Source organism: Kitasatospora sp. NPDC088779, from assembly GCF_040685395.1.
GTDB lineage: Bacteria > Actinomycetota > Actinomycetes > Streptomycetales > Streptomycetaceae > Kitasatospora.
Map to the genome: position 1 here is coordinate 1 of NZ_JBFBHW010000002.1, position 26,214 is coordinate 26,214.

The window sequence follows — 26,214 nt, forward strand, 5'->3', positions numbered from 1 at the left end:
AGGTCGAACCGCGCGGCCCCATCGAGACCGAAGCCGCCCGCCGCCTCGCCGACGACCTCAAGAACGAGTGATCACCCGATTACCCAACACTTTCTCAGGCGGTGCGCCCGAGCGAGCCGAGGTAGGCGCGCCAGCCCCCGTGGTGGGTGATCTCGCGGTGCACCCCCCGCTCCACCTCGCCGCGGGCGAGCAGCATCGACAGGCAGGCGGAGCCGTCGTCGAGCTTGATGACGCCGAGCTCCAACTCCCGCGGCTCGCCGGGGAGGATGACGTCGCGCAGGTGCTCCAGGGTGATCTCGTAGAGCTCGCCCTCGATGGCGGTGTCGACCGCCGGATCGGCGAGCAGGCCCGGGCAGACGTCGTCGATCGAGAAGAAGCGGTAGCCGGGGGCCGTCCGGGCCGGGCCGACCAGCGAGTCGGCGACCTTGGCGTGGAACGGTCCGCCGACCATGGCCTGGCCGTTGAAGAAGATGCGGGGCACGGTTGAACTCCTTACCGGGTACCGGGAAAAAGCCGTTCCGCACGGCGACGAGAGGACAGGTGGAATCGTCGCCGTACGGAACGGAGCAATGGGCCGGCGGGACCGCTACAGCCTGGCAGGCGGCAGCGGCGGCGCCGGCGGCGGATGGATTGGGACTCAGCCCAGCAGGGGAAGCGCGGGGAGGGTCAGGAAGTCCGCGAACTCCTCGGCCAGGGCGACCTGTTCGAAGAGCTGGGCGGCCTCGCGCCAGCGGCCGCCGGCGTACGCGTCCGCACCCAGCTCGGCCAGGAGTTCGGCCAACTCCGCGGCGACCAGGGCGCGGACGAGGTCCGCGGTGGCCTTCTCACCGGTGTCGGACAGGACGACGCCGTTGTGGATCCACTGCCAGATCTGCGAGCGGGAGATCTCCGCGGTGGCGGCGTCCTCCATCATGTTGAAGATGCCGACCGCACCGAGGCCGCGCAGCCAGGCCTCGATGTAGCGAATGCCGACCTGGACGGCGTTGTGCAGCCCCGCGTGGGTGCAGCTGCCGTCGGCGCCGGCGATGTCGAGCAGCTGGGTCGCGGTGACCGGCTCGGAGGGCCCGGGGTGGTCCTTCTGGTGGGGGCGCTCGCCGAGCACCGCGTCGAAGGAGGCGCGGGCGACCGGCACCAGGTCCGGGTGGGCGACCCAGGAGCCGTCGAAGCCGTTGCCGGCCTCGCGGTCCTTGTCCGCCTTGACCTTCTCCAGGGCGGCGGCGTTGACCTCCGGGTCCCTGCGGCTGGGGATGAACGCGGCCATGCCGCCGATCGCGTGGGCGCCGCGCTTGTGGCAGGTCTGCACCAGCAGGCGGGTGTAGGCGGCCATGAACGGCGAGGCCATGGTGACGCTGTTGCGGTCCGGCAGGACGTACTGCTCGCCGGCGTCGCGGAAGTTCTTGACGATCGAGAACAGGTAGTCCCAGCGCCCGGCGTTGAGGCCGGCCGCGTGGTCGCGCAGCTCGTAGAGGATCTCGTCCATCTCGAACGCGGCGGTGATGGTCTCGATCAGCACGGTGGCGCGGACGGTGCCGTGCGGGATGCCGAGCGCGGCCTGGGCGTGGGTGAACACGTCGTTCCAGAGCCGGGCTTCGAGGTGGCTCTCGGTCTTCGGCAGGTAGAAGTACGGGCCGGAGTTGGGGTCCTCGGCGCCCTTGGCGAGCAGCCGGGCGGCGTTGTGGAAGAAGTACAGGCCGAAGTCGAGGAAGGCTCCGGCGACCGGGGCGCCGTCGACGAGCAGGTGGTTCTCGTCCAGGTGCCAGCCGCGCGGGCGGACCACGACGGTGGCGAGTTCGGCGGCGGGCTTGAGGGCGTACGCCTTTCCGGCGGAGGTGGTGAAGTCGATCCGGCCCTCGAAGGCGTCGATCAGGTTGATCTGGCCGCTGACCACGTTCTCCCAGGTCGGGGAGGTGGCGTCCTCGAAGTCGGCGAGCCAGATCCGCGCGCCGGAGTTGAGGGCGTTGATGACCATCTTGCGGTCGGTGGGACCGGTGATCTCGACCCGGCGGTCCTGGAGCGCGCGGGGCGCCTCGGCGACCTTCCAGTCGGCGGCCCGGACGTCGGCGGTGTCGGGGAGGAAGTCCAGCGTGCCGGCTCTGGCGATCTCCGCCCGGCGGGCCTTCCGCCCGGCCAGGAGCTCCTGTCGGCGCCCTTCGAAAGCGCGATGGAGGCCGACGACGAAGGCGACCGCCTCCGGAGTGAGCACCTCCTCCGCCCGGTGAACGCGCGGACCGGCGACAGTGACGACCGGAGCAGCGGGGGAGGCGCCGACGGGTCCCTGTTCTGTAGCCATGGGCAGGACACTCCTAAGCGGTTGAGCCTGGCGAAGGGAGCTCCGGTGGGAACTTCCTTGATCGGAACCCACCTGTCGGCGGGTTCGATTCTGTAAGGTGGAGACTAGTTTCCGCGATACAGAATTTCAACGGTTTGTTGATGTGATCGCCGGGACTCTACTCCTCCCCGACAGCGAAGGGAACGCCGGTGGTTTCGACCCCCGACACAGCATCGACGACCAGCCCGGACCGCGCGACCGGCGGCGTGCAGTCCGTCGAGCGCGCCTTCCAACTCCTGGAGGCGCTGGCCGACTCCGGCGGCGTGGCCACCCTCAGCGAGCTCTCCGCCAGCTCCGGCCTGCCGATGCCGACCATCCACCGCCTGGTTCGTACCCTCGTCCAGCAGGGCTATGTACGCCAGGACACCGCGCGTCGCTACACCCTCGGCCCCCGGCTGATCCGCCTCGGCGAGACGGCCGGCCGGCTGCTCGGCAGCTGGGCCCGCCCCTACCTGGCCGAACTCATGGAGGCCACCGGCGAGACCGCCAACCTGGCGGTGCTGGAGGGCGGCGAGGTGGTGTACGTCGGGCAGGTGCAGTCGCGGCGCTCGATGCGGATGTTCACCGAGGTCGGCCGACGGGTGCAGCCGCACTGCACGGGCGTTGGCAAGGCGCTGCTGGCCCAGCTCCCCGAGGACGAGGCGCGCGCCGTCCTGGGCCCCAACCCGCTGCCCGCGCACACCGAGTACACCGTCACCGACCCGCAGGAGCTGCTGCACCAGCTCGCCGAGGCTCGCGAGCGCGGCTACGTGGTCGACGACCAGGAGCAGGAGATCGGCGTCCGCTGCATCGCGCTCGCCGTACCGGGCGCGCCGACGCCCACCGCCCTGTCGGTGTCCGGCCCGGAGGCCCGCATCCGGGCCCTGGAGGAGCAGGCCGGCACGTCCTCGCTGGTGCCGGTGATGCATCACATCGCGACCCGGCTGGGGCAGGTCCTCGCACCCTGACCCGTCGCCACCGCCCGCTTCACGCACGGGAAGTCGATCCGGTCGACTTCCCGTACGTACGCTCCCCCGTTCGGGCGGACGCCGAGCGGGTTGCACCGGCCCCCGGCGCAGGCTCCGCCACCCTGGTGCGGACGCGGCCCGCAGCGGCGCGGGCGGCCGGGGCCCCGGGACAGGGTGGACGACGATGACGTACAGGCGTTCGACAATGCGAGGCGGGTCCGGGCAGGGCGGGTCCAGGCGGGGCGGGTCCGGGCAGGCCAGCAGGCTCCGCGGATTCCGCGCGGCCTCGCTCGTCGCCGCGATGGCGGCCGGCTGTTCGGTGGCGACGCTGACCGCCGGCCCGTCCTGGGCGCTGCGGCGGCCCGAGCCCCGGCCGGCGGTGGACACGGCAGCCCCCACGGCGTCCCGCTCCGATCTGGAGGTGGTCCGGCTCGACCCGGACGCCGCCCCGCCCGGCGGCACCACCACCGTCCACGCCTTCATCGCCAACCGCGGCCCGGACACCACCGCCGCACCGTTCACCGTGCTGGTGACGCTGCCTCCCGGGGTCTCCCCAGTGGGCCCGTACTTCCCCGAGGACTGCGAGGTGCGGCTCAACGGCCGGCAGGTGCGCTGTGTCTTCCCGGCCGGACTGCCCCCGCTGCGCAGCGCGACCGCGCTGGTACCGGTGCGCCTCTCCCCGGACCTGCGGATCGGCAAGCTCACCGGCGGCTCGGTCTCGGTGCGCGGCGTGGACGACCCGGACGAGGGGAACAACCGGCAGCCGTTCGACATCACGGTGGTCGAGACGGCTCCCGGTTCCTGACCCGGAAGCCCCGAAGGCCCTACCGGTACACGCGGACGTAGTCGGCGGCGAAGGTGATCGGGGCGGTGCCCTGCGGCGCCGGGTGGTACTTCCCCGCGCCGACCGACAGGTTGAGGATCAGGTACGCCGACCAGTTGGCGCCGACGCCCTTGCCGTCCGAGAACACCTTGGCGCCGTTGACGTACCAGTCCACCGAGGTGGCGCCGTAATAGGTGCCGATGGTCACCCACTGGTCCTTCGCGACGGCGCCGGCGTCGGTGTAGTACTTGGGGTTGCCGGGGTTGACGTGGTTGGTCAGCTCCAGCAGGTTCGGGTTGTCGGGGTGATACTCGAAGGAGTCGACCTCCCCGTTGCCGTTCTTCCAGGTCCAGAAGGCCGGCCAGGCGCCGGAGCCGGACGGCAGCTTGACCCGGGTCTCGGCGTAGTCGCCGGTCCTGACCTGGAAGCCCTCGCTGGAGCCCTCGGTGGTCAGGAAGCCGGTGTTCCAGGCCTGCTTGCCGTTCTCCAGCGTGGTGGTGCCGGGCGCGGCGGTGAAGGTGGCGACCCCGTTCGCGACGCTGACGTTGTTCTTGTTCAGCAGGTCGAGCTTGTTGTCGTCCGGGTTGTGGTTGCCGTACTTGTACGCGGTGCTCTTGTCGCCGACCCAGCGCGAGCCCCAGCTGATCGGGCCGTTGAACTCGTCGGACCAGGTCAGCGACTTGCCGGCGACCGGGGATGCGGGGGTGCCGGCCGACGGGCTGGCGGTGGCGCTCGGGCTGCTCGGGCTCGGGCTGCTCGTGCTCGGGCTGCTCGTCGGGGTCGGCTTCGCGGTGGGGGTCGGCTTCGCGGTGGGGGTCGGCTTCGCGGTGGGGGTCGCCGTCGGGGTCGGGGTCGCCGTCGGGGTCGGGGGCGGAGTCGGCGTCGTGGTGGGCGTCGGGGTCGGGGGCGGAGTCGGGGTGCTGGAGACCACCAGCTGCTGCGAGGCCAGGTTGTGCCAGGTCCCGCCGAGGTCCTGCCAGAAGCCGAACTGGGTGTACGTCCCGGCCGGCAGGGCGCGTGCGCCGCTGGTGAAGGACAGGCCGCTCGGGCAGATCTGCACATTGGAGGCGTTGCCCGGGAAGTCGAGGTTCGCACCGGCCGCGTTCCGGACGCCCACGCCGACGGTCTTCGCGGTGAAGCAGGCCGAGGAGTGGAGGGTCAGCGAGGCGGTGGCGGCCTGGTTGGCGACCATGGTCGCCGGGGCGAGCCGGTCCTGGGTGACGGTCGGGGCGGTGGCGGCCTGGGCGCCGGAGACGGCCGGCAGGCCGAGCAGTCCGGCGCCGGTGACGGCGAGCGCTCCGGTGACGGCGAGGGTGGCGTTGCGGCCCCGGCGGGAGGGGCGGGCGTGGCGCGGCGCGCGGCGCCGGGCAGGCTGGTGCATGGCAGTGTCCTCTGCGACGCCTGCGAGGTGAGCTGTCGGATTCGGGCTGAGGCAGCCCGGCCGCCGGTGGAAGCGGCTTCACCCCTAGCCACGGCCCGCACGCGGGAGCGTACGGGCCGGGCGCTGACCTTGGTTCCCCCGCTCCCGTCCGCTGTGGTGCTCGGTTGCCGGCCGGCGGGTGGACAGGACTCGGCGTCCCGGCGGCGGGGGTCCGCGAGGGCGGACGACGGTTGCAGGCTAGGCGGGCCGTCCGTGAACGGACAACCTGCCCGGGCCGGTTGTCGCACAGGTCACAGTGGTGTCGATCAACGACGCTGCGTGGTGGATCAGTTGGGACGGATCAGCGGAGCCGTCGAGCTGCCGAACGACGGATCGGCGAATCGACGGGTCACGGGTCCACGGGTCCACGGGTCCACGGGTCCACGGGTCAAGCGAGCCAGTTGTCGACCTGGCTCTCGGCCTCCGGTGCCCAGGCGAGTTCCAGGTGGTTGAGGCCGGTGAGCAGCCGGGTGCCGCCGATCGTCGCGATGCCGGTGGTGTCCAGGGCGCTCGCGGTGAACACGATGCCGTCGCTGGGCCCCCGGTTCTCGTTGAGCACGCCCGGGATGTCGGCGGACCCGCCCGCGAGCAGATAGGTGCGCACCGACGCGGGGACGCCCGCCTGTTGCAGCGGCGCGATCAGCGAACCGGCGTCGATCGCCGCCTGGATGCCCTGGCCGGAGGTGTAGAAGCCCTGGCCGCCGTAGTAGGTGGTCCACCAGTCCTGGGCGGTGCCGTCCACCCCGTACCGGCCGTCCCAGCGGGCGAGCAGCTGGCGCTGGCCCGGGTAGCAGTCGTAGCCGCCGGTGGGCAGCACGCCGAGGCAGGGCTGCGCCGTGTAGGTGCCGTAGCAGGTCATGTAGAGGTGCGGGGACGGCGCGTTGGCGGTGCCGCCGCAGGCCGGCCAGCTCGCGAGGTCGAACGACCAGCCGTGCGCGTACACGTAGTCGAGCCCGCCGTTCGGGCCCCCGAGGGTGATCAGGCGGCGCACGTCGCCCGCGTAGGCCCGCCCCCAGGACGGGCGCACCGAGGACACGTACGCCCGGGCGGCGACCTCGCCCTTGCTCCAAGCCACCACGTCCACCTGCGGGACGCCGAGGCGGGCCCGGATCAGCGCGACGGCGTCGCCGACGGCCTGCGCCTGGAGCAGGTTGTCGCCCTGCTTGTGGGCGAAGCCGATGGCGAACACCCGGTGGCCGGTGCCGGCGAGGTACTGGGCGAGGCCGGTGGACGGGCAGGCGGAGGCACCGCAGGTGCCGCTCTCCCCCGGGTTCGCCCAGGCGCGGTCGGCGTTGTCGTTGGCGCCGTGGACCAGCAGCACGGGGGTCGGACGGCTACCGGTGTCCCAGCCGGTCGCCGAGTACAGCAGGAAGCGGCTGGAGGAGGGCTGGCCGGTGCCGCCGAAGTACGTCCGGCGGGCGCCGTCCTGGTCGCCGCGGCCGTCGGCCGGGTACTGCTCGGTGCGGAAGCCGGGGGTGGTGTCGAGGTAGCGCTCGACCTTGGCCCAGCCGTTGCCGGGGGCGGGGAAGGCGGCTTCGAGGGTGAGCGGGGCGGTGGCCGCCTGGGCGGTGGTCTGGGCAGTGACGGTCTGGGCAGTGACGGTCTGGGCAGCGGTGGCCTGGGCGGGAGTGGGGGTGCCGAGGAGCAGCGCGGCGAGGGTGAGCAGGAGGGCGGACAACGCGGTGGGGGTGCGTCTGACGGCGGTGGGGGTGTGCCGCATGGGGGTGGGGGTGCGTCTCATGGGGGTGGACGGTAGGACCGGCCGCCGGCGGGCGCCCAGGTGCCCGCCGCACACCGCGCCGGCCTGCGCGGTGGCGGCCGGTGCCGTGGCGCACCGTCCACGGGTGCGCCCACCCGGCTCACCGGGTCGGATAAATTGGAGGTCCGACATCTTCCGCAGTGCACAAGACCGCCGTGCACGGCCCCACAGGAACGAGGTACCGCCCCACCATGACCGCGCCCCTGCCCGCCTTCGCCGGCCGCACCTACCTCTTCCGGGCCGACAACGGCGCGGCCTTCCGCAACACCTACTCGGCCGACGGCAGGCGGCTGCGCTGGGAGGGCCTCGGCGAGTCGGCGGGCCAGTGGGAGGACGTGCGGCTGCACGTCGCCGAGGTGGCGCCGGAGATCTACTTCATCAGCTGGACCGAGGAGAGCGGGATCACCGTCAGCCACGTGATGGACCTCGGCCGGCTGACGGTACGCGCCTTCTGGACGTACGAGGGCGAGGGCGGCCGGGTCGGCGAGCTGCACACCGGGACGCTGGAGCGGGTGGCCTGAGCCTCACCGCTCCCGCGCCCCCTCGCTGTCCGTCGGCTTACTCAGACTGTCTGAGCAGACTGCCTGCTCAGACAGTCTGCTCGGGCGGCCTGCTCAGGCAGCCTGGTTCGGGACCTTGAGGTGCTGGGACATCCACTCCAGCGAGGACGGCAGCAGCGCGCTCCAGGTCTCGAAGTTGTGGCCGCCGTTCTCCAACATGCTGTAGGAGACCTTCATCGGGGACTGCACGGCGTCGACGAAGGCCTCGGTGTCGCGCCGGTAGTCGCCGTCGCCCTTCTTGGTGCCGGCCAGCAGCACGGATACCTTGGGCTGCGGCAGGTTCTTCAACCGCCACATCAGGTTGGCCTCGTCACGACGCTGCTTGCTGCCGCCGAACAGGTCGCCCGTGGTCGGGTCGTCGGCGGCGTCGTAGTAGGCGGAGAGCGCGACGGCGGTCGGAAAGACGTCCGGGTGGCGCATGGCCAGCTTGAGGGCGCAGTAGCCGCCGGTCGAGTTGCCCATGAAGGCCCAGGCCTGCGGGTCGGAGGAGACCCGGAAGCTCGCCTGGATCGCTGAGGGGACGTCCTTGGTGAAGTACGTGTCGGACTGCGCGCCGCCCGGAATGTCCTCGCACTCGGTGTCCTGCGGCAGGGCCGGCGAGGGGCGCATCAGCACCATGACGGTCGGCTGCATGTTGCCGTCCTGGAGCAACTTGAGCGCTGCGCCCGGGTAGTTGAACCGGGTGATCAGGTTCTCGGCGATCCCGGGGAAGCCGGTGCTGACGATCACCGCCGGGAACTGCCGCTGCGCGTACTCCGGTTGGAAGTACTGCGGCGGCAGGAAGACGTACCCCTCGGTGGACAGCCGGCTGGCCGCGCCGTCGATCCGCACCTTGCGGATCTCACCGGACTGGCTGGGCTCGCGGCCCATCGCGCCGCCGCCCTTGACGGAGGCGTGGCCGATCGTCTCCACGAGCAGCCGGCCGGACGCGTCCGCCTTGTTGTGGATCACCACCGGGCCGGTGTCACCGGTGCCCAGCAGGTCGTCCCAACTGCTGTAGAAGGCGAAGTAGTTGTTCGCCACCAGGCCGAGCGCGGCCAGCACCGCGAGCTGGGTGGCGAGCAGGGAGCCGATCCGGCCGAGCACCGCCTGCCAGGTCTGCTTGGCGAGTCTTGGCCACAGCCAGACCGTGCCGGCCGTCATCACGACGGCGATCAATACGGCCAGCGCCAACACCTTGTGGCTCGTCAGACCCATGTCCTACTTGCTCCCACGCCTCGAACTCCCCGCCCCCTCCGTCCAGGACATCCGAGGTGGTCACCCCGGTTCCCCCACCGGGGCGCGCGATCACCCACCCTAACGGGGCCGGGGAGGAGGAACAGATGACAGATGACAGCCGACAGATAACAGATAACAGATAACGAAATCTGTCAGCTGTTATCTGTCACCTGTTCGCGGCCGGGCGGGCCCAGCCCTCCCGCCCGTAGAGCCGCAGCCCCGCCGTGAGTTCGCGCATGCAGCGCGCACCGAGCTCCCGCGGGGAGCCCGGGCCGGTCGTGGGCGCGTCCGAGGCGGCCCATTCCTCCAGCGCGACCCGGATCGCGGCCGTCGCCGCAGCGGCGGCCAGTCGGATCTCCAGCGGGTCGGTGCCGCCCGGGCAACGCGCCGCGAGGACCGCCCGCAGCCGCTCCTCGGAGTCGGCGTGGACGCGCTGCCACGTGCCGTCGAGGCGCGGGTCGCGCAGCAGGCTTCGCGTCCACTCCATCGCCTCGACCGCCTCCTCGTCGGGCGGGGTCAGCGAGGCGACCGCCGAGCGCTCCAGAGCCTCGCGCAGCGGCAGATCGGCCGGGGTCTCGGCGAGCTGGTCGACCCAGCGACGCCCACCGGCCGCCAGCAGCGGCGCGACGGCGTCCTCCTTGACGGAGAAGTACCGGTAGAAGGTGCGCAGCGAGATGCCGGCCGCGAGGGCGATCTCCTCGGCGGTGGTCGCCTCGGCCCCGCGCTCGGCGAAGAGTGCGGCGGCGGTACGGGCGATGTCCAGCCGGGTGGCGTCGCGGCGGCGTTGATTCAGGGTGGGGCGTCCGGTCACAGGGTCAGCGTACGCGGGCCGGTGCCACTGTGGCGCGTTGCGCCGAAGTGACACCCAGAGGACTTATTGGCACGTTATGCCATTAAGGCGTACCGTGCCTCTTGAGGTCGAGAGGCCACGAACGAACGAACGGAGTACCACCATGGAGCGCTTCAGCGGACGGAACGTCCTGATCACCGGCGGCGGCTCTGGCATCGGCCAGGCCACCGTGCACCGGATCCTCGCCGAGGGAGGGAAGGTCGTCGCCGTCGACGTCGACGAGGACGGCCTGAAGGCGACCCTGGACCGCGCGACCGCCGACGGCACCGCGGACCGCCTGGCCATCCAGGTCCTGGACATCTCGGACGAGGCGGCCGTCGTCACCGGCGTCGCGGCGGCGATCACGGACCTCGGCGGGCTGGACGCCCTGGTCAACGCGGCCGGCATCCTCCGCTCCTCGCACACCCACGAGACCAGCCTGGAGTTCTGGAACAAGCTCCTCGCGGTCAACCTGACCGGCACCTTCCTGATGACCCGCGAGGCGCTCCCCTCGCTGCTCGCGGGTGGCAGGGGCGTGGTGGTCAACTTCAGCTCCACCTCGGCGAGCTTCGCCCACCCCTACATGGCCGCGTACGCCGCGACCAAGGGCGGCATCCAGTCCTTCACCCACGCCATCGCCTCCGAGTACGCGAAGCAGGGCCTGCGTGCGGTCTGCGTCGCGCCGGGCAGCATCGACAGCGGCATGACCCACAACCCCGGGCTGCCCGCCGACGCCGACTTCAGCCTGCTCGCCAAGCTCGCCCCGGCCCTCGGCCAGGGCTTCGCGGGTCCGGAGACGGTGGCCGGGGTGATCGCGATGCTGGCCTCCGACGACGGCGCGTTCGTCACCGGCACCGAGCTCCGCATCGACGGCGGCACTCACATGTGAGCCGCCGGACGGCCGCGCGACGGCGGGGCCCCGGCCACCCCCCCCGGTGACACGGGCCCCGCCGTCGCGTCGCGGACGGCGGGGCCGGGCTCGTGACGGCAGCCGGGCTCGTGACGGCAGCCCGGGTCAGCCGAGGCCACCGTTGCGGGCCGCGGCGAGAACGGCGGCGGCGGCTCGGTCGGCGGTGTCGCCGTCCACCCGCTCGGCCGTGATCAGGACCCGGAAGTACAACGGCGCGGCGAGGTTCTTGATGACCTCGGCCGGGTCGGTGCCGGGTGGCAGCTGCTCGCCTTCGGCGCGTTCGCGGCCGTCGAGCGGGTGGCGGGGTGGATCGGCGGGTGACCGGCCCGCCCGGCCGTCAGCTGCAACCGTCAGCGCAGCGGCTTCGCCATCACGAGCTCCCGGGCGACCCCGCCGGCGAGCGGCCCGCCGGGCCCGCCGGGCTCGGTGAGTGCGGTGAGTGCGGTGAGTGCGGTGAGCTCGGTGAAGCCGTGCCGGCGGTAGAGCGTGATCGCGGGTTCGTTGCCGGGGAGCACCGCGAGGCGCAGCGTGCTGCCGCCGGATGCGCGGGCCCAGCGCTCGACCTCCTCCAGCAGGCGGTCGGCGACGCCCCTGCCGCGCGCCTTCGGTCCGACCCACACCGAGCGCAACTCCCGTACGCCGTCGGCTCCGGGGAGACCGTCCGCCAGGCCGACGGGCGTGGCGTCCGGACCGTCCGGACCGTCCAGCAGCGCCGCAACGTGGTGGGCGCCCGGAAGGTGCAACCGGGCGCGCCACCGTTCCTCGCCGCCGTGGTGCCAGTCCGCCAGGCGGGCCTTGAAGGCGTGCGGCGCGTCGGAGAGGGCGGCGAGGCGCAGGTCGCGCCAGAGCGGCCAGTCGTCGGTCGTGAGGATGCGCAGGGTCACCATGGCCGTCACGGTAGGGCGTGGGCGGCGGGCCTTCACCGAGGACCCTGGTTCGGCCTGCGGCCGGTCGAGACCGGGGCGGGCCGAGCGGGAACGGTTCAGGGCGTGCGCCACTCGGTGGCGAAGGCGGCGGCCGGGTTGGCGGTGAGGAGGAGGCCGGGCAGTTCGGGGCCGAAGGTGCGGGCGAGCCGTGGGGCGAGGTCGTCGAGCAGTGCGGTCGGGCCGTCGGCCCGACGGGCGGTGCGGGTGGTGGTGTCGGCGCCGAGGAGGAGGCGGGAGGCGTGGCCGGCCTCGACGAGGTCGGCGATGACGTCGAAGGCCTGGTGGTCGGCCGGGTGGCCGGCCCGGGAGGGGCTGTCCAGCGCGAAGTAGACGCCTTCCGCGGCGAGTTCGCGATGCACCCGCACATCCGGCAGCCGGGTGAGGTGACCGAGGATGATCCGGTGGGGCGGGACGCCGTGTCGAACGTGCAGCCGGTTCAGGACGAGGTGCGGGTCGGCTCGGGGTTCGAGGTGGACGGCGATCGGGGCACCGGTGGCGTGGTGCGCGTCGGCGGCCGCGGCCATCACCCGGCGGGTGTGCGCCGTGATGGCCCCGGGGTCGCAGGCGATCTTGATCAGGCCCGCCCGGACGGCCTCGGGCGACGCGGGTGCTTCGGGGACCTCGGCGGCTACGGGGGCCTCGGCTGCTACGGGCGGTCCAGGCAACTCGGTGGCCGGTTCGGCCGTCAGCCCGGTGGTGAGTTCGGCGGTGAAGCGTTCGGCCAGCCCGTCGTACACGGCAGGGAGGGTGTCCGGGTCGTAGTGGGCCGCCTGGTGCAGGCCGGTGGCGGCGACGACGTGGACTCCGGTCGCACGGGAGAGCTTCGCGAGGGAGTCCGCTCCGCGACCCATGCCGTACGGGGTCCACTGGACGAACGACCGTCCGCCGGCCGCCGCGAAGGCGCGCAGGACACCCTCGGCGGCGGCCGGGTCGTCCAGTTCCTCGCCGGGGAGCAGGGGGCTGCGGATGAAGAGGTGGTCGTGGGAGTCGGTGGCACCGAGTTCCGCGGGGTCGAGGTCGCCGAGAACGGTACGGATCGTGGGGGTCATGCCCGGTCCGCCTCGGCCGGGGATGCGGGGGTCGGGGATGCGGGGGTCGGGGACGTCTCGGTCGGGGGTACCTCGGTCGGGGGTACCTCGGTCGGGGGTACCTCGGTCGGGGGTACCTCGGCGAAGGTGGCGGTGGCGACCCGCAGGCCGGCCAGAGCCTTGGGGACGCCGACGTAGGGGGCGAGGTGGACGATGACCTCGGTGATCTCCTCCCTGGTCAGGCCGATCCGCAGACTGTTGCGGACGTGGTCGGCGAGCTGCGGCTCCACGCCGCCGAGGGCGGTGAGCGCGGCCAGGTTGGCCACCTGCCGGTCGCGCAGGGCGAGACCGGGGCGCTGGTAGGTGCCGCCGAAGAGACTGGTGACGATCCAGTCGGGGAAACCGGGTGCGAGACCGTCCAGGCCGCCGAGGGTCGCGGCGGCGACCGGGCCGGCGAGGTCGGCGAGCAGGGCGTAGCCGGCTTCGCGGTCGAGCGGCGCGGGGGTCAGGTCGGCCGGTGTCATCGGGGCGGGGGGTGGGACGGCGGGGGCGGTCGCGGGGGTGACGGGGGCGGTCGCGGAGGCGGGCGTGGGGCTGGTCATGGGAGTGGCGAAACCTTTCACCAGTGCCGGCCGCCAGGCAGCCGGTCGAGTTCGGGACGGGACAGGTGCAGCACCTGGTAGCGGCTGCCCGGCACGTCGTCCGGGGCCGGGCCGTGCCAGAGGGCGAAGCGGACCAGTTCCCAGCGGCTCGGGTCCACCGCGACGGCGGCGGTGTGCAGAGCGGGGTGCGCGGGGAACTCGGCGAGGGCCCGTTCGACCGCCTCGGCGGGATCGTCGGACTCGGGGAGCCTGACGGTGTGGCGGGTAGCCGTGGTCGCGGTCGTGGTCGCGGTCGTGGTCACGGTCGAGGTCGAGGTCGAGGTCGAGGTCGCCTGAGCATCCGGCACGGCGCCGTGGGCCAGACCGGCGCCGAGCCAGTGACGGACGACCGGGCGGCCGAAGTCGGCGCTCAGGCCGCGGAAGCCCGGTCCCCAGAGGAAGCTGTTCATGCCCTCGACGGTGCGCCAGAGGTAGAACGGCGCGTACTGGTTGACGGGCGACCCGTCGCGGCCCCGCTCACGGACCAGGTACGCCTTGAGCCCGAGGCCCGGGTGTGCATCGAGCAGATGGCCCTTGTCGGCGACGCGCTTGCGGATGATCCCCAGGTCGTAGTCGGCGGGGAGGGTGATCTCGTACTGCATGGCGTGCACGGCGGGTCTCCTCGGTCGGATCGTCGAGCGGGCGTCGCTCGGCCAGTCGGTCACGCGCTCGGTCACGCGGTCACGCGGTCACGCGGTCACTCGGTCAGTCGGTCACGCGGCCGCTCAGCCGTGCGAGGCGCGGGTCAGGCGGTGCGTTGGGCGGCGAGCAGGCCGAGGGCGCCGCGTACGGCCTGATCAAAGGGCTCGGCCCGGCCGGCCGCGCGGGCCAGAACGTAGCCGCCCTGGACGACGGCGACCACGGCAGCGGCGGTGTCGGCCGGGTCGACACCGGGGGCGAGCTCGCCCGCCGCCTGGCCCTCGGCCACCAACTCGGCGATCCGGGCGCGCAGCCAGTCGAAGGTCTCCTCGACGGGGGCGCGCAGTTCGGGGTCGGCGATGACGTCCGGGTCCTGGGCCATCCGGCCGATCCGGCAGCCGCGCAGCACGTCGCGGTCGCGGCGCAGGTAGGCGGCGATGCGGTCGTACGCGCTGCCGGGGGCGGACAGGTCGGCGGCGGCGACTCCCCGCAGCTGCTCGGCACTGCGGCGCAGCGCGGCGGCGGCGAGGTCGGGCTTGCCGGCGAAGTGGTGGTACATGCTGCCCTGGCCGACGCCGGCGTGCTGCTGGATGGCCTTGGGGCTGGTGCCGACGTAGCCACGCTCCCAGAGGAGTGCCTGGGTGCTCTCGATGAGGCGGTCCTGGGTGGTCATGCGAACCACTGTACATACCAGTAGGTACAGAAGGCCAGGGATTGCCCGGCTCGACGCGGACGCGAGGCAGGCCGACGCGGTCCGCGCCGTGGACAAGGCGGGCGGACGGGTACGCGCCGGGGACGACTGAGGGCCGTGCGCCGCCCCCCGGCGGCCACGGCCCCTCGCCCGCTCGTCTCCCCCTCCCCGACCGGCGGCACTCCACCGCGGCCGGTGGCGCGCGTCACGTCGGGCGGGCGCTCACGGAAGCTCGCGCCTGACCACCGGGGCTACCTCCGCCGCGAACAGCTCCAACTGCTCCCGCTGCGCCCCTTCCGTCAGAGCGTCGACTCCGATCCCGACCACCTCGTTGCCGAAGGCCTCGTGATAGCGGTGGATCTTCTCGATCACCTGCTGCGGGCTTCCGACCAGGGCCGAACCGTGCTCCAGCGCGTCCTCCAGCGAGGTGAACGGCGACTTGTTGTGCCGGCCGGCCGCCGAACCGAACATCGCGTCCCAGTACGGACGGAAGCCCTCGACCGCGTCCTGCGAGCGCTTGGCGACGTACAGCCCGCCGAAGCTCGCGCCCACCCTGGCCCCCCTCGGATCGCGCCCGTAGTGCGCCCAGCGCTCGCGGTAGTGCTCCACCAGGGAGCGGTACTTGGCCAGCGGGTGGAAGGAGTTGGCGGAGAAGAGCGGATCACCGTAGCGGGCGGCCAGGTCGGTGGACTGGGTGCTGGTCGCGCTGCCGTGCCACACCGGGATCGGGTCCTGCAACGGGCGCGGCACGACGGCCGCGTCCTTGAGCGGCGGGCGGGTCGAACCCTCCCAGGTCACCCTCTCCTCGCGCCAGAGCCGGCGCAACAGGCCGTAGTTCTCGGCGAGCGCGTCCCACTGGCGTTCCTCGGGCAGACCGAACAGGTCGAAGTGCCGCGGGTCGTTGCCCTTGCCGATGATCAACTCGACCCTGCCTCCGGAGAGCTGGTCGAGCAGGGCGTAGTCCTCGGCGACCCGGACCGGATCCAGGATGCTCAGCACCGTCACCGTGGTGAACAGCCGGATGGTGGAGGTGCGGGCCGCTATCGCGCTGAGCAGCACCGGCGGCGCCGGAGAGAGGAACGGTTCACCGTGCCGCTCCCCCACGCCGTAGCCGTCGTAACCGAGTTGCTCGGCCACGACCGCCTGGTCGATGACGTTCCACAGCTTCTCCTGCGGGGTGCGCTGGACGCCGGTCACGGGATCGGGTCCGTTGGCGACGAGGGACGAGACGGTGAACCGCACGGCGGTCTCCTTGGGGGCGCTCGATGGGGCCTCGGCGCGACGCCCTGACCCGAGGCGCGGGCAGGGCTGCCGAGGAGGGGTGGCGGCGGCCCGCGCGGAACGCCCCGGTACGGGCTGCGCTCACGCGGGCGGCACCGGGAGGGGATCGCGGCGGAGCGGCTCTGGGGCGGCGTCAGCGCGAGGTGCGGCGGCGGCGACGACAACAGCGGGGCGCGGCGGTCGCGGGTGCGGTCGCGGGTGCGGTCGCGGTTGGGGTCGCGGGCGCGGTCACAGCCTGGACGGTCATCGCGACTCCCCCTTCGCCTCGCACGCGTACGATCCTCCGCGAGCATAAGCACCGGTCAGAAACGGGGCAAGGGCTTGATCCGCCCGCGGCGACTGGCAAGATGTCCGGCATGAGCTACCTCGCCGCGGATGACCGCTATGCCTCGATGACCTACCGCAAGGCCGGCCGCAGCGGCGTTCAGCTGCCGGCCGTCTCCCTCGGCCTCTGGCACAACTTCGGTGACGCCCAGCCGCTGGAGGTCCAGCGGGCGGTACTGCGCCGCGCCTTCGACCGGGGGATCACCCACTTCGACCTCGCGAACAACTACGGTCCGCCGTACGGCAGCGCCGAACGCAACTTCGGCTACCTGTTCGCCCAGGACTTCCGCCCGTACCGCGACGAGCTGTTCATCGCCAGCAAGGCCGGCTGGGACATGTGGCCCGGCCCGTACGGCAACGGCGGCAGCCGCAAGTACCTGCTGGCCAGCCTGGACCAGTCGCTGGGCCGGATGGGGCTGGACTACGTCGACGTCTTCTACTCCCACCGCTACGACCCGGACACCCCGCTCGAGGAGACGATGGGCGCGCTGGACAGCGCGGTGCGCTCGGGCAAGGCGCTGTACGCGGCGATCTCGAACTACCCGGCGGAGCAGCACCGGGAGGCGGTGGCGATCCTGCGCGAGCTGGGCACGCCGGTGCTGCTGAACCAGTCGGCGTACTCGATCCTCAACCGGTACGTGGAGGAGGGCGTGCTGGACGCGGTGGGCGAGACCCGGACCAGCCTCATCGCCTACTCGCCGCTCGCCCAGGGCCTGCTGACGGATCGCTACCTGTCAGGTGAGGTGCCGGCCGGTTCGCGGATGTCGGTCGGGCGGTTCCTGACCGAGGAGGCACTCAGCGGGCCGAAGCTGGAGCAGCTGCGGGCACTCAACAAGGTCGCCGAGCGGCGCGGGCAGACGCTGGCGCAGCTCGCGCTGTGCTGGGTCCTGCGGGACCCGCGGGTGGTCTCGGTGATCATCGGGGCGAGCAGCGTCGCCCAGCTGGACCAGAACATCGACGCGCTCGCGGGCGGTCCGCTGACCGCGGAGGAGCTGGCGGAGATCGACCGACTCAGCCTCTGAGCGGGGAGGGGGGCGGGCGGGGCTTGCCGGCGGAACGGGCAAACAACTGACAGCTGACAGATTTCATCATCTGTCAGCTGTTAGTTGTCGGCTGTCAGCTGTCAGTTGTCATCTGTCAGCGGCGGATGCCCAAGGCGGGCAATACCGTTTCTGCAACCCGGTGGGCCTCCTCCAGCAGGGGGTTGCCGGAGAGGATGAAGGTGTCGACGCCCAACGACTCGAACTCCTGCAACCGCTCGACCACCTGGGCAGTCGAGCCGACCACCGCCGTACCGGGGCCGGGGCGGAACAGGCTCATTCCTGGCCAGAGGTTCGGGTAGGCCTCCAGCTCCCGGGCCCGTGCGGGCACCTTGCCGCCGTGCTGGCGGAACTGCCGCTGCCAGCCGACCCCGTCCTCCCCCTTGGCGCCGCCCAGTTGACGGGCGTACGTGGCCTCGCTGGTGACGTCGAGCAGGCGGTCGGCGGCCGCCCAGGCCTCATCCTCGGTGTCGCGGACGATCAGGTGCAGCCGCAGCCCGATCCGCAGGGTCCGGCCGTGGGCGGCGGCCCGCGCCCGGACCAGGTCCAGCTTCTCCTTGAGCAGGTGCGGCGGCTCGCCCCAGGTCAGGTAGACGTCCACGTGCTCGGCCGCCATCTCGATGCCGGCCGCCGAACTGCCGCCGAACCAGAGCGGGATGCCGCCGGGCTGGACCGGCGCCAGCTCCCTCAGGCTCGCGCCCGCGTTCTTCAGATCGTAGAACTCGCCCTTGTGGTCGAAGACTTCGCCGGCGGTCAGGCGCTTGACGATCGACCAGTACTCGGCGCTGAGCCGGTAGCGGTCGTCGTGCTCGACGTCCAGTCCGTACTCGCGCAGTTGCGCGGTCGAGCCGTTGACCACGTTGAACCGCAGTCGGCCGCCGTGCATCCGGTCGAAGCTGAGCGCCATCTTGGCCAGCAGGGTGGGCGAGACCAGCCCCGGGTGGACGGCCAGCAGCGGCTTGAACGCCGGGGTGGTGGCGGCCGCGAGCGCGCTGCCGAGCGTCCACACATCGTAGAGGTCGGTCGCGAGCAGGGCGCCGGTGTAGCCCAACCGCTCGACGCTCCCCGCCAGTTGCTGCAAGTAGCGGAGATCCACCGGGCGGCGTCCGGCCGGCTCCCACGGGTAGCGGCCCTCGCGCGGGATGATGTACCAGAGGACTTCGGAGGCCATGGTTCAGACCGCCTTGGCGAGCGCGGCGGCCACCGGGGCCTCCAGCTCGGGCAGATGGGCGTCGGCGACGGTCAGCGCCCGGTCGATGAACCCGACCCCGTGGAAGATGTCCGCGGCCTCCTGCTGCTCGGCGATGAACCCGGCGGTGGCGGGCTCCAGTTGCCACGGCAGTGCGGCCAGCGCCGCCTGCCAGTCGACGGCCGAGCCGCCCAGCTGCTCCGCCGCGATCGCAGCCGCCTCGGCCGGGTGGGCGGCCACCCAGGCGTCGGCCCGGCGCAGCGCGGCGGCGATCGCGGCGACCACCTCGGGGCGCTCGGTCGCGAAGTCCCGGCGGGTGAAGAACACCGAGCGGTCGGTGATGACGTCGCCGGTGCGGATCAGCTCCCGGAAGCCCCCGCTCCGGCGGGCGGCGGCCAGTTCGGCGCCCTGGGCGATCCACCCCGCGATCTCGCCGTCGCGCAGCCGCTGGGCCTGGTCCTGGCCGGCCGCCGGGCGCACCGGGGTGACGTCCTCGGCGTACGAAAGTCCCTGCGCGTGCAGGGCCTTGGCGAGCAGATGGGTCTGCCAGGATCCGATGCCCAGCACGACGGTGCCGCCCTTGAGGTCCGCCACCGCCTGGACCGGGCCGCCGTCCAGCACCAGCAGAGCGCCGTGGTCGGGCCGGGGTGCGGAGACCGCCGCGTACACCAGGTCGTGGCCGGCCGCCTGGGCGGTGACCGGCGGGGTCGAGCCCGTCCCGCCGAAGTCGATGGTGCCGTCGGCGAGCAGCGCACCGGTGCGGGTGCCGTCGGCGTAGTGGTGGAAGGCGCCGGTCTCGCCGAGCGGGGCCAGTTCCTCGTCCAGGTAGGGCAGTCGGGCGAGGTAGTAGAGCGAGGGGTTGCTGGCGTGGACGCCGAGGGTCACGGTCATCTGTTCAACTCCGGTGGTGCGGGCTGGCGTTATCGAGGACGGTTCGGTGGGGCCGATTACGGGTCAGTGGACGCCGAGGTCGGCCAGCAGTCGGCGGCGCAGGTCGGCGAAGGCCGGGTCTGCGGGGTCGCGGGGGTGGTCGACGGCGACCGGCTCGTCGCGCACGAGCAGGCCGTCGCGCAGGACGGCGACGCGGTCGGCGAGCCGGACGGCCTCCTCCACGTCGTGGGTGACCAGCAGCACGGCGGGGCGGTGGCGGCGGACGAGGTCACCGACCAGGTCCTGCATGCGCAGTCGGGTGAGCGCGTCCAGTGCGGCGAACGGCTCGTCGAGCAGCAGCAGTTGGGGTTCGCGGACGAGGGCCCTGGCGAGGGCGACGCGCTGCGCCTCGCCGCCCGAGAGGGTGGCCGGCCAGGCGTCGGCGTGCTTGTCGAGGCCGACCTCGGCGAGCGCCTTGAGTCCGGTCTCCCGGGTGGCGGCGCCGCGCGGCAGGCCGACCGTGACGTTGGCCAACACCCGCTTGGACGGCACGAGTCGGGGCTCCTGGAAGACCACCGTTCGCACCGGCGGGACGAGTACGGTGCCCTCGTCGGCCCGGTCGAGCGCGCCGAGGATGCGCAGCAGGGTGGTCTTGCCGGTGCCGCTGGCGCCCAGCAGCGCGACGAACTCGCCCCGGGCGATGGAGAGATCGACGCCGTCGAGGACGGCCCGGGTGCCGAACACCCGTCGCAGGCCCCGCAGGTGGACGGCCGGAGCCGCGGTCGCGGGCGCGGAGGTCGCAGGCGCGGAGGTGGCGGAGGTCGCGGAGGTAGCGGTGCTCATCGGGCTGCCCCCTGGACGGCCTGGCGCCACGGCATCAGGAGGCGTTCCAGGACCCGGACGACCGCGTCGGCGGTGAGGCCGAGCAACCCGTAGATCAGGATGCAGACGGCGAGGATGTCGGTGCGCGAGTAGTTCTGCGCCTGGGCCATCAAGTATCCGATCCCCTCGGTGGAGTTGATCTCCTCGGCGGCGATCAGGGCGATCACGCTGAGCGTCATCGACAGCCGCAGGCCGGACAGCAGGGCGGGCAGCGCGCCGGGCAGGACGACGGTGCGCACGATGGCCCAGCGGCCGAGCCCGAAGCTGCGCATCGCCTCGACCAGCTTGCGGTCGGTGTTGCGGACGCCGCCGGAAGCGGACACGTACATCGGGAAGCTGGTGGCGACGCCGATCAGGGCGACCTTCGCGGTCTCGGTGATGCCGAACCACACCATGAACAGCGGGACCAGCGCCAGGAACGGGACGGTGCGCAGCACCTGGATCGCGGAGTCGAGCAGTTCCTCGCCGAGCCGGGTGAAGCCGGTGACCACGCCGAGCACCAGACCGGTGGTCGCGCCGAAGAACAGGCCGAGGCCGGCCCGGGTGAGGGAGACCCCGAGGGCATCGGCGAGCTGGCCGTTGCCCCACAACTCGCCGACGGCTTCGGCGACCTGGGCGGGTGAGGCGAGGACGTCCTGGGTGAGGGCGCCGGTGGCGGAGGCGAGCGCCCAGCCGCCGAGCAGGGCGAGCGGGCCCAGGGTGCGCAGGATCACGGCGAGGGCGCGCGGGCGGGGTCGCTGCCGCCTGGTGTGCGGGGTGACGAGTCCGGCGTCGAGGGCGGTTCGGGTCTCGTCGGTGGCGCGTTCGGGGGCGGCGGTGGTCACTTGGCACCGTCCCCGAGCTTGTTGATGTCGATCAGGTACGGCTTGACGTCCACGAGTTGCTTGGTGACCTTCTGGTCGGCGAAGAACCGGGCGACGGTGCCGAAGCGGGCGGTGTCGGCGTCGGAGATGGCCTCCGCGGCGGCGCCCTGCCCGCTGACGTTCACCGCGATGTCCTTCTCGGCGGGGGTGACGGCGGTCGGGCCGGAGTCGGTGAAGACGTTGAGGTAGGCGGCCGGGTCCGCCTTCTCCTTGAGGCCGTTCTCGCGCAGGTAGGTGTAGAAGGTCTTGACCACCTCGGGGTGCTTGTCGGCGAAGCCGTTGCGGACGGCCCAGACGGCGTAGTTGTCGGAGCCGACCTCCTTGCCGTTGGCCAGGAAGTGCGCCCCGGCGTTGGCGATGGTGGGCGTGGAGAAGGTGTTCCAGGTCGCCCAGGCGTCCACCTGGCCGGAGTTGAAGACACCTGCCGTCTGGTCGGCGCGCAGGTAGACCCGTTCGACCTTGTCGGCCGGGACGCCGTTCTTCTCCAGCGCCTTGAGCAGCAGGTACTCGCTGGTGCCGCCCTGGGAGACGGCGACCTTGCGGCCGACCAGGTCCTGGACGGACTTGATGGGCGAGTCGTTCTTCACCAGGATCCCTTCGCCGACGCCGTCGGGCGCGGTCTGGGCGAACAGCTTGAAGCCGGGCTTCTGGGCGAGCGCGGCGACGGCCGAGGTGATCGAGCCCTGGGCGACGTCCAGTTGGTCGGCGGACAGGGCCTGTGCGGCCGGGGCGAACGGGCCCGCGCTGCCGGTCCAGGCGACCTTGGCGTGGACGGCGGCCAGAGCCTTGTCCAGCGAGCCGTCCTTCTTGCCGCGGGCGAGGAACCCGTTGTTTCCGGGGTCGGGCAGGCGGAGCACCACGTCGGCCTTGCCGCCGGCCCCGCCGCCGGCGGAGGCCTTGGCCCCGTCGGCGGACGAGCCGCAGGCGGCCAGTGCGGTGGAGGCGAGCAGCGCGGTGGCGGCGAGGGCGAAGCGGGGGGTCTTCACGGGGGTCTCCAAACGAAGGACAGCTGACAAGTGACAACTTTCGAAATCTGTTATCTGAAATCTGTCTGCTGAAATCTGTTAGTTGTGATCTGTCAGCCGGCGGTCGACGGCGCTCAGCCGCCCACCGCGGCGCGGCGCCGTTCACGCAGCAGCTCGCGGGCGGCGCGCAGTGGTTCCGGGTCGGCCCAGCCGGGGATGTCGACCGGGGCGGCGAGGAATCCCCGTTCCCCGAGGAATCGTTCCTGCTGCGCCAGCAGCTCCAGGCGCTCCGCCGAGAGGTCCAGGTGCAGGGTGCGGTGGCTACCCGGCGCGTACGCCCCGGCCACGCCCTCGACGCCCGCGCCGGTCTCGGCCCGCAGGATCCGCACCACCTCCGCCGGGTGCTCGGCCGCCCAGTCGGCGGCCTCCAGCAGAACGGCGAGGAAACGGGCGACCAGCTCCGGCTGCTCGTCCAGCAGTTGCTGGTGGACGGTGACCGGCCGGGGCGTCCCGTTGTTGACCCGGGCCCGGCGGTCCGGCACCGCGTCCAGCTCCACAGCCACCTCCGCCCCGACCCGGCGGGCCGCCTCGACGGCGAGCGCCCCCTTCACGTACACGGCGTCCACCACCCCGTCCCGCAGCGCGGCCAGCTCGCCGGCCCACTGCCCGCCGCCGGGTAGGCCCGGGACGTCGACCAGCTCGGCATCGTCCAGCGTGAGCCCGGCGAGGCCGAGGGCGCCACGGAAGCCGGCCAGGGCCATCGCCCGCCAGAAGTCGATGCCGATGTCATGATGTGGGACCGCCAGCCGCAACCCGCGCAGGTCGCCGGGGTCGGTGATGCCGCTGCCGGCCCGGACCAGGACCACCTGGCGCTCCTCGATCCAGGTGAGGCCGACCAGCCGGGTCCGCTCGCCGTGCGAACGGGCCCACAGCGCCGGGACGTTGCCGCCCTCGCGGAACAGTCCGGTGAGCGCGTGGGTGTAGTGGTGGTCTGCGGCCACCTCCGGCGGGGCGTCCTGGAGCGAGCGGACGGCGATACCGTCGGCTGCGAACTCGCGGGCGAGCCAACCCTGGTCGGCGGCGATCCCGGTGGCGGTGGGCACCGGGCAGCGGGTGAACCAGAGGGTGTCGGGGGCACTGGGGGAAGGGCTGGGCACGGGGTGTGGTCCTCTGCGGAGGGGGCGGGTTCGGCGGGCGCCGGAAGGCTACGGGTCTGGGCACGCCGCGCGGGTCACGGGGCCCACGGCGTCGGGGAGTTGCACGAGATGGCGAGGCGGGCGGGTCGGGCGGGTCGGGCGTGTCGGGCGAGACGGGCGAGACGGGCGAGACGGGCGAGGCCGTGAGTCGCGCGAGGCGGGGAACGCCGGACGGTGCGGCGCGAGGGGAGCGTCAGCGACAACACGCGCAGGAGGCGGGGCACCGGTGGATCGTCACGGCGTCGCTCCTTCCTGCGGGTCGGGGTTGCGGGTGGTGCGCCGGGCGGCGGGCGTCCGGCGCGATGTGAGGAGCGTTCCACGACGATCGAGCCGGAGGCAAGGTTTTGCCACATGGTGGGATCACTTGTTCATCAACGCCATTCCATTGCAACGTCGTCGACACAATCCCGCAGCACTCGCTGCCCTACGCTGAGACTCCTCCCGGTGATCCAGCCGGATTCCCGAACCGAAACGCGAGGTGCCATGGCCGAGGCCGTCACCGCCGTCCAGGGCCCGCCGGCCGGTGCGCAGGCCGTCCAGCGTGCGCTGGGGCTGCTGCACTGCTTCCACGACAACGGCCCCGACCTGAGCGCCTCCGACCTGGCCCGCCGGATGGACCTCTCGGTCTCCACCGCGCACCGGCTGGCCCGGACGCTGGTGAGCGCCGGCTTCCTGGAGCAGGACGAGCAGACCGCGCGCTACCGGCTCGGCCCGGCGGTCGCCGAACTCGGCCAACTCACCTTCCACCAGCGCGGACTGCACCTGGCCGCACCCGAGTTGGACAGGCTGTCCCGACGCACCGGTGCGACCGCGGACCTCGCGATCCGCAGCGGTCCGCACGCGGTCATCCTGGTGGGGGCCTCCGTCCGCCCGGACACCGGCCTCGGGCTGCGCCGGCCACTGCACTCCACGGCGCTCGGCAAGGTGCTGCTGGCCTGGCCGCGCCCGGGTGAGCCGGCGGTGTCGGCGCTCGGCCCGCTGCCGTCGTTCACCGACCGGACGATCACCGAACCGGCGCTGCTCGACGAGGAGTTGGCGAAGGTCCGGAGCTCCGGGTACGCACTCAACGACGGCGAGTCGGCTGCCGGAGTGCGGACGGTGGCCGTGCCCGTCCTGGACGGCACCGGGCAGGCCCGGTTCGCGCTGGCCGTCCGCTCGACCCCGGCGCACCTGACCGACGACCGCCTGGACTGGTTCCTGGGCCACGCCCGCACCTGCGCCGACGCACTCGCCGTCCTGCTGCTGCCGCCCGACCAGCGCGCCTGACGTCACGTCACAATGCCGCAGCGGGCTGCCCGTTCCACGAGGTCACGGGCAACCCGCCGCGGCAGGAGGTTCAGTGGCCGATCAGCCGGCCGGGGTGTACTTGTAGCCGACCCGACGGACCGTCACGATCGTGTCGCGGTAGACCGGTCCGAGCTTGCGGCGCAACCGGGCGACGTGCACGTCGACCGTGCGGCCGTCGCCGACGTGGCCGTAACCCCAGACCGCCGAGACCAGGTGGTCCCGGGTGTGCACCCGCTGCGGGTGCTCGGTGAGGTGGGCGAGCAGCTCGAACTCCAGGTAGGTGAGGTCGAGCAGCCGCCCGTCGACGTAGGCGTTGCGCCGCTCCGCATCGACGGCGATGCCGCGCCCGGCCGGTCGGACCGGACGGACACCGCCCTGTGCGGGCACACTCACGGGCGCACCGGCGTGCGCACCGACGTGCTGCGCAGCCGAGGGCCCGCCGAGGGACGCGCCGGGAACCGCCGCCACCGGGCTGTCGGCCGGCACGAGCACCAGGTACCCGACCATCGGGTTCCCGGTACCGGCGCCGAACTGTGTGCCGTACTGGGCGAGCAGACCCTGCGGCAGTGCGCCCTGCGGCAGGGCGGCGACGACGGTCGCGCCCTCGGGCAGCGCGGCGAGCAGGGCAGCCGGCGCGGCCGGGAGGACCGCACCCGGCTGGGGTGCGACGCCCGCGCCCGCCGGACGGGACGGGGCCGCATGGGAGGACCGGACCGCTCCCCCGGGCCATCGCTCGGCGGCCGGCGAGCCGTGCGACAGCGGGGAGGCGGAGGAGCCCGGCGCGCCGGAGAGGCCGGACCCGGCCGGGAGGACGCCGGGGACGGAACGGACCGCGCGCAGGTGCGGGGTCGGGGAAGGCAGGGGCAGGGTGGCCGTGGATGAAGAAGACATGGTGTGCCGCTCATTTCGCGCGTGACGGACGGGGTGGAGTCGTCTGCGCGTCGACCGGGCGTACTGCCGGGCTGATCCGAAATCAGCCTGCGGAGGGCCGGGACGCGCTGGGCGAGCCCGGACACGTCTGATCGAACAGGTGCGGCTGCCGGGACGGCCAGAACGGCTCAAGGTCGAGGTGACCCTGGTGGCTGTCCCCGGCGCGGTTCGCGCGCCCGTTCCACCGCCTGGCCGGTCCACCGTCGCACAGCGCGGAGGCCGCCCCGGTCGAGCGGGGACGGCCGGCGATGCCGGGGGCGGGGCTGGTGCAGGCGATGTTCACTGGTGGTCTCTCCGCGAGGCGGGTCCGGATCGGCGGTCGCGGGCACGCCGGATGGGGCGGGTCCGCTACGGCCTGGTCGACGGGATTGGCGGTGCGTCAGACGGCGGCCGGGTGGGCCGGGATCGTCGGGGACGTACCGGGAAGGGGCCGGCCGGTCACCGACAACAGGCGCTGCAGATCAGCGCCTGGTCGATGTAGCGGCGGACGGTGAGCACCGGCGTGACGGGGGCGGGATCGGTCGTGGCACGTTGCTGGCCGACGGTCATCCTGCTGCCCTCCCCCTTGCTCTGCACAATGGCGCGTCGTCGTCGATGCGCGCCTTCGTGAACGGAACGTTTCCGGCCCTCCCGACGGCATGGCCGGGCGGCTTTCGTGCCCAGAGCC

General features: G+C 72.9%; 25 protein-coding genes and 1 riboswitch. Of the genes, 6 read left to right on the forward strand and 19 right to left on the reverse strand.

What is annotated here, in order from left to right:
• Nucleotides 1-94: 94 nt before the first annotated feature.
• Both AB0P03_RS01585 and aceB read right to left on the reverse strand, forming a co-directional pair.
• A complete protein-coding gene (locus AB0P03_RS01585) occupies nucleotides 95-481 on the reverse strand; it encodes a gamma-glutamylcyclotransferase (protein ID WP_363579264.1) in 387 nt (128 codons plus the stop codon).
• 156 nt (nucleotides 482-637) lie between these two features.
• The gene (gene aceB / locus AB0P03_RS01590; protein ID WP_363579266.1) at nucleotides 638-2,290 is read right to left on the reverse strand and encodes a malate synthase A; all 1,653 of its coding nucleotides are present in this window, start codon (nucleotides 2,288-2,290) and stop codon (nucleotides 638-640) included.
• A gap of 188 nt (nucleotides 2,291-2,478) precedes the next feature.
• Here aceB and AB0P03_RS01595 point away from each other — a divergent pair, with 188 nt between their 5' ends.
• Both AB0P03_RS01595 and AB0P03_RS01600 read left to right on the forward strand, forming a co-directional pair.
• On the forward strand, nucleotides 2,479-3,276 hold the full coding sequence (locus tag AB0P03_RS01595; protein ID WP_363579268.1) for an IclR family transcriptional regulator: 798 nt from the start codon (nucleotides 2,479-2,481) through the stop codon (nucleotides 3,274-3,276).
• A 319-nt stretch (nucleotides 3,277-3,595) separates the two neighbouring features.
• On the forward strand, nucleotides 3,596-4,081 hold the full coding sequence (locus AB0P03_RS01600) for a hypothetical protein (protein ID WP_363579270.1): 486 nt from the start codon (nucleotides 3,596-3,598) through the stop codon (nucleotides 4,079-4,081).
• A gap of 19 nt (nucleotides 4,082-4,100) precedes the next feature.
• On the opposite strand, the gene AB0P03_RS01605 is transcribed toward AB0P03_RS01600, so the two are convergent.
• Together AB0P03_RS01605 and AB0P03_RS01610 are read right to left on the reverse strand one after the other, a co-directional pair.
• A complete protein-coding gene (locus AB0P03_RS01605) occupies nucleotides 4,101-5,480 on the reverse strand; it encodes a glycoside hydrolase family 16 protein (protein WP_363627544.1) in 1,380 nt (459 codons plus the stop codon).
• 2 nt (nucleotides 5,481-5,482) lie between these two features.
• Nucleotides 5,483-5,649, reverse strand: a riboswitch (cyclic di-AMP (ydaO/yuaA leader).
• 258 nt (nucleotides 5,650-5,907) lie between these two features.
• Nucleotides 5,908-7,260 carry a lipase gene (locus AB0P03_RS01610; RefSeq protein WP_363627545.1) on the reverse strand — a complete coding sequence of 451 codons (1,353 nt, stop codon included), beginning with the start codon at nucleotides 7,258-7,260 and terminating at the stop codon, nucleotides 5,908-5,910.
• A gap of 209 nt (nucleotides 7,261-7,469) precedes the next feature.
• On the opposite strand from AB0P03_RS01610, the gene AB0P03_RS01615 reads away from it, so the two are divergent.
• Nucleotides 7,470-7,799, forward strand: coding sequence for a MoaF N-terminal domain-containing protein (locus AB0P03_RS01615; RefSeq protein ID WP_063349998.1), 330 nt, complete (start codon nucleotides 7,470-7,472; stop codon nucleotides 7,797-7,799).
• Nucleotides 7,800-7,892: 93 nt separating this feature from the next.
• On the opposite strand, the gene AB0P03_RS01620 is transcribed toward AB0P03_RS01615, so the two are convergent.
• Nucleotides 7,893-9,035: an alpha/beta hydrolase-fold protein gene (locus tag AB0P03_RS01620; protein ID WP_363627546.1), complete on the reverse strand. Its 1,143-nt coding sequence runs from the start codon at nucleotides 9,033-9,035 to the stop codon at nucleotides 7,893-7,895.
• Nucleotides 9,036-9,222: 187 nt separating this feature from the next.
• Nucleotides 9,223-9,867 (reverse strand): TetR family transcriptional regulator, encoded by a 645-nt coding sequence (locus AB0P03_RS01625; RefSeq protein ID WP_363579277.1) that lies wholly within the window; start codon nucleotides 9,865-9,867, stop codon nucleotides 9,223-9,225.
• Nucleotides 9,868-10,009: 142 nt separating this feature from the next.
• On the opposite strand from AB0P03_RS01625, the gene AB0P03_RS01630 reads away from it, so the two are divergent.
• Nucleotides 10,010-10,774 (forward strand): SDR family oxidoreductase, encoded by a 765-nt coding sequence (locus AB0P03_RS01630; RefSeq protein WP_363579279.1) that lies wholly within the window; start codon nucleotides 10,010-10,012, stop codon nucleotides 10,772-10,774.
• A 371-nt stretch (nucleotides 10,775-11,145) separates the two neighbouring features.
• Here the strand turns inward: AB0P03_RS01630 and AB0P03_RS01635 are convergent, their stop codons facing one another.
• The 6 genes from AB0P03_RS01635 to AB0P03_RS01660 form a co-directional block, all read right to left on the reverse strand.
• Complete coding sequence (locus tag AB0P03_RS01635) at nucleotides 11,146-11,682, reverse strand: GNAT family N-acetyltransferase (RefSeq protein ID WP_363627547.1); 537 nt, start codon at nucleotides 11,680-11,682, stop codon at nucleotides 11,146-11,148.
• Nucleotides 11,683-11,777: 95 nt separating this feature from the next.
• Nucleotides 11,778-12,770, reverse strand: coding sequence for a phosphotriesterase (locus tag AB0P03_RS01640; RefSeq protein WP_363579283.1), 993 nt, complete (start codon nucleotides 12,768-12,770; stop codon nucleotides 11,778-11,780).
• On the reverse strand, nucleotides 12,767-13,351 hold the full coding sequence (locus tag AB0P03_RS01645; protein WP_363627548.1) for a carboxymuconolactone decarboxylase family protein: 585 nt from the start codon (nucleotides 13,349-13,351) through the stop codon (nucleotides 12,767-12,769). The genes AB0P03_RS01640 and AB0P03_RS01645 overlap by 4 nt, the downstream gene beginning before the upstream one ends.
• Nucleotides 13,352-13,368: 17 nt before the next feature.
• Nucleotides 13,369-14,001 carry a DUF4865 family protein gene (locus tag AB0P03_RS01650; RefSeq protein WP_363627549.1) on the reverse strand — a complete coding sequence of 211 codons (633 nt, stop codon included), beginning with the start codon at nucleotides 13,999-14,001 and terminating at the stop codon, nucleotides 13,369-13,371.
• A gap of 134 nt (nucleotides 14,002-14,135) precedes the next feature.
• Complete coding sequence (locus tag AB0P03_RS01655; RefSeq protein ID WP_363579286.1) at nucleotides 14,136-14,702, reverse strand: TetR/AcrR family transcriptional regulator; 567 nt, start codon at nucleotides 14,700-14,702, stop codon at nucleotides 14,136-14,138.
• A gap of 240 nt (nucleotides 14,703-14,942) precedes the next feature.
• The gene (locus AB0P03_RS01660) at nucleotides 14,943-15,962 is read right to left on the reverse strand and encodes an LLM class flavin-dependent oxidoreductase (RefSeq protein WP_363579288.1); all 1,020 of its coding nucleotides are present in this window, start codon (nucleotides 15,960-15,962) and stop codon (nucleotides 14,943-14,945) included.
• Between the two features lie 395 nt (nucleotides 15,963-16,357).
• Between AB0P03_RS01660 and AB0P03_RS01665 the strand changes: the two genes are divergently transcribed.
• The gene (locus tag AB0P03_RS01665) at nucleotides 16,358-17,347 is read left to right on the forward strand and encodes an aldo/keto reductase (protein ID WP_363579290.1); all 990 of its coding nucleotides are present in this window, start codon (nucleotides 16,358-16,360) and stop codon (nucleotides 17,345-17,347) included.
• Nucleotides 17,348-17,462: 115 nt separating this feature from the next.
• Here AB0P03_RS01665 and AB0P03_RS01670 read toward each other — a convergent pair whose 3' ends face one another.
• The 6 genes from AB0P03_RS01670 to AB0P03_RS01695 all read right to left on the reverse strand — a co-directional run bounded on the left by AB0P03_RS01670 (nucleotide 17,463) and on the right by AB0P03_RS01695 (nucleotide 23,291).
• Entirely contained in the window at nucleotides 17,463-18,536 is a 1,074-nt protein-coding gene (locus AB0P03_RS01670) for an LLM class flavin-dependent oxidoreductase (protein WP_363579292.1), read from the reverse strand.
• A 3-nt stretch (nucleotides 18,537-18,539) separates the two neighbouring features.
• Nucleotides 18,540-19,445, reverse strand: coding sequence for an ABC transporter substrate-binding protein (locus AB0P03_RS01675; RefSeq protein WP_363579294.1), 906 nt, complete (start codon nucleotides 19,443-19,445; stop codon nucleotides 18,540-18,542).
• A 63-nt stretch (nucleotides 19,446-19,508) separates the two neighbouring features.
• Nucleotides 19,509-20,267: an ABC transporter ATP-binding protein gene (locus AB0P03_RS01680; protein WP_363627550.1), complete on the reverse strand. Its 759-nt coding sequence runs from the start codon at nucleotides 20,265-20,267 to the stop codon at nucleotides 19,509-19,511.
• A complete protein-coding gene (locus AB0P03_RS01685) occupies nucleotides 20,264-21,130 on the reverse strand; it encodes an ABC transporter permease (RefSeq protein ID WP_363579298.1) in 867 nt (288 codons plus the stop codon). Before AB0P03_RS01685 ends, AB0P03_RS01680 begins: the two co-directional genes overlap by 4 nt.
• Nucleotides 21,127-22,155, reverse strand: a complete 1,029-nt coding sequence (locus tag AB0P03_RS01690; RefSeq protein ID WP_363627551.1) for an NrtA/SsuA/CpmA family ABC transporter substrate-binding protein — start codon at nucleotides 22,153-22,155, stop codon at nucleotides 21,127-21,129. The genes AB0P03_RS01685 and AB0P03_RS01690 overlap by 4 nt, the downstream gene beginning before the upstream one ends.
• Nucleotides 22,156-22,268: 113 nt before the next feature.
• Nucleotides 22,269-23,291 (reverse strand): ABC transporter substrate-binding protein, encoded by a 1,023-nt coding sequence (locus AB0P03_RS01695; RefSeq protein WP_363627552.1) that lies wholly within the window; start codon nucleotides 23,289-23,291, stop codon nucleotides 22,269-22,271.
• Nucleotides 23,292-23,813: 522 nt separating this feature from the next.
• On the opposite strand from AB0P03_RS01695, the gene AB0P03_RS01700 reads away from it, so the two are divergent.
• Complete coding sequence (locus AB0P03_RS01700; RefSeq protein ID WP_363627553.1) at nucleotides 23,814-24,596, forward strand: IclR family transcriptional regulator; 783 nt, start codon at nucleotides 23,814-23,816, stop codon at nucleotides 24,594-24,596.
• Nucleotides 24,597-24,677: 81 nt separating this feature from the next.
• Here AB0P03_RS01700 and AB0P03_RS01705 read toward each other — a convergent pair whose 3' ends face one another.
• Nucleotides 24,678-25,376, reverse strand: a complete 699-nt coding sequence (locus AB0P03_RS01705; RefSeq protein ID WP_363579654.1) for a winged helix-turn-helix domain-containing protein — start codon at nucleotides 25,374-25,376, stop codon at nucleotides 24,678-24,680.
• Between the last annotated feature and the right edge of the window lie 838 nt (nucleotides 25,377-26,214).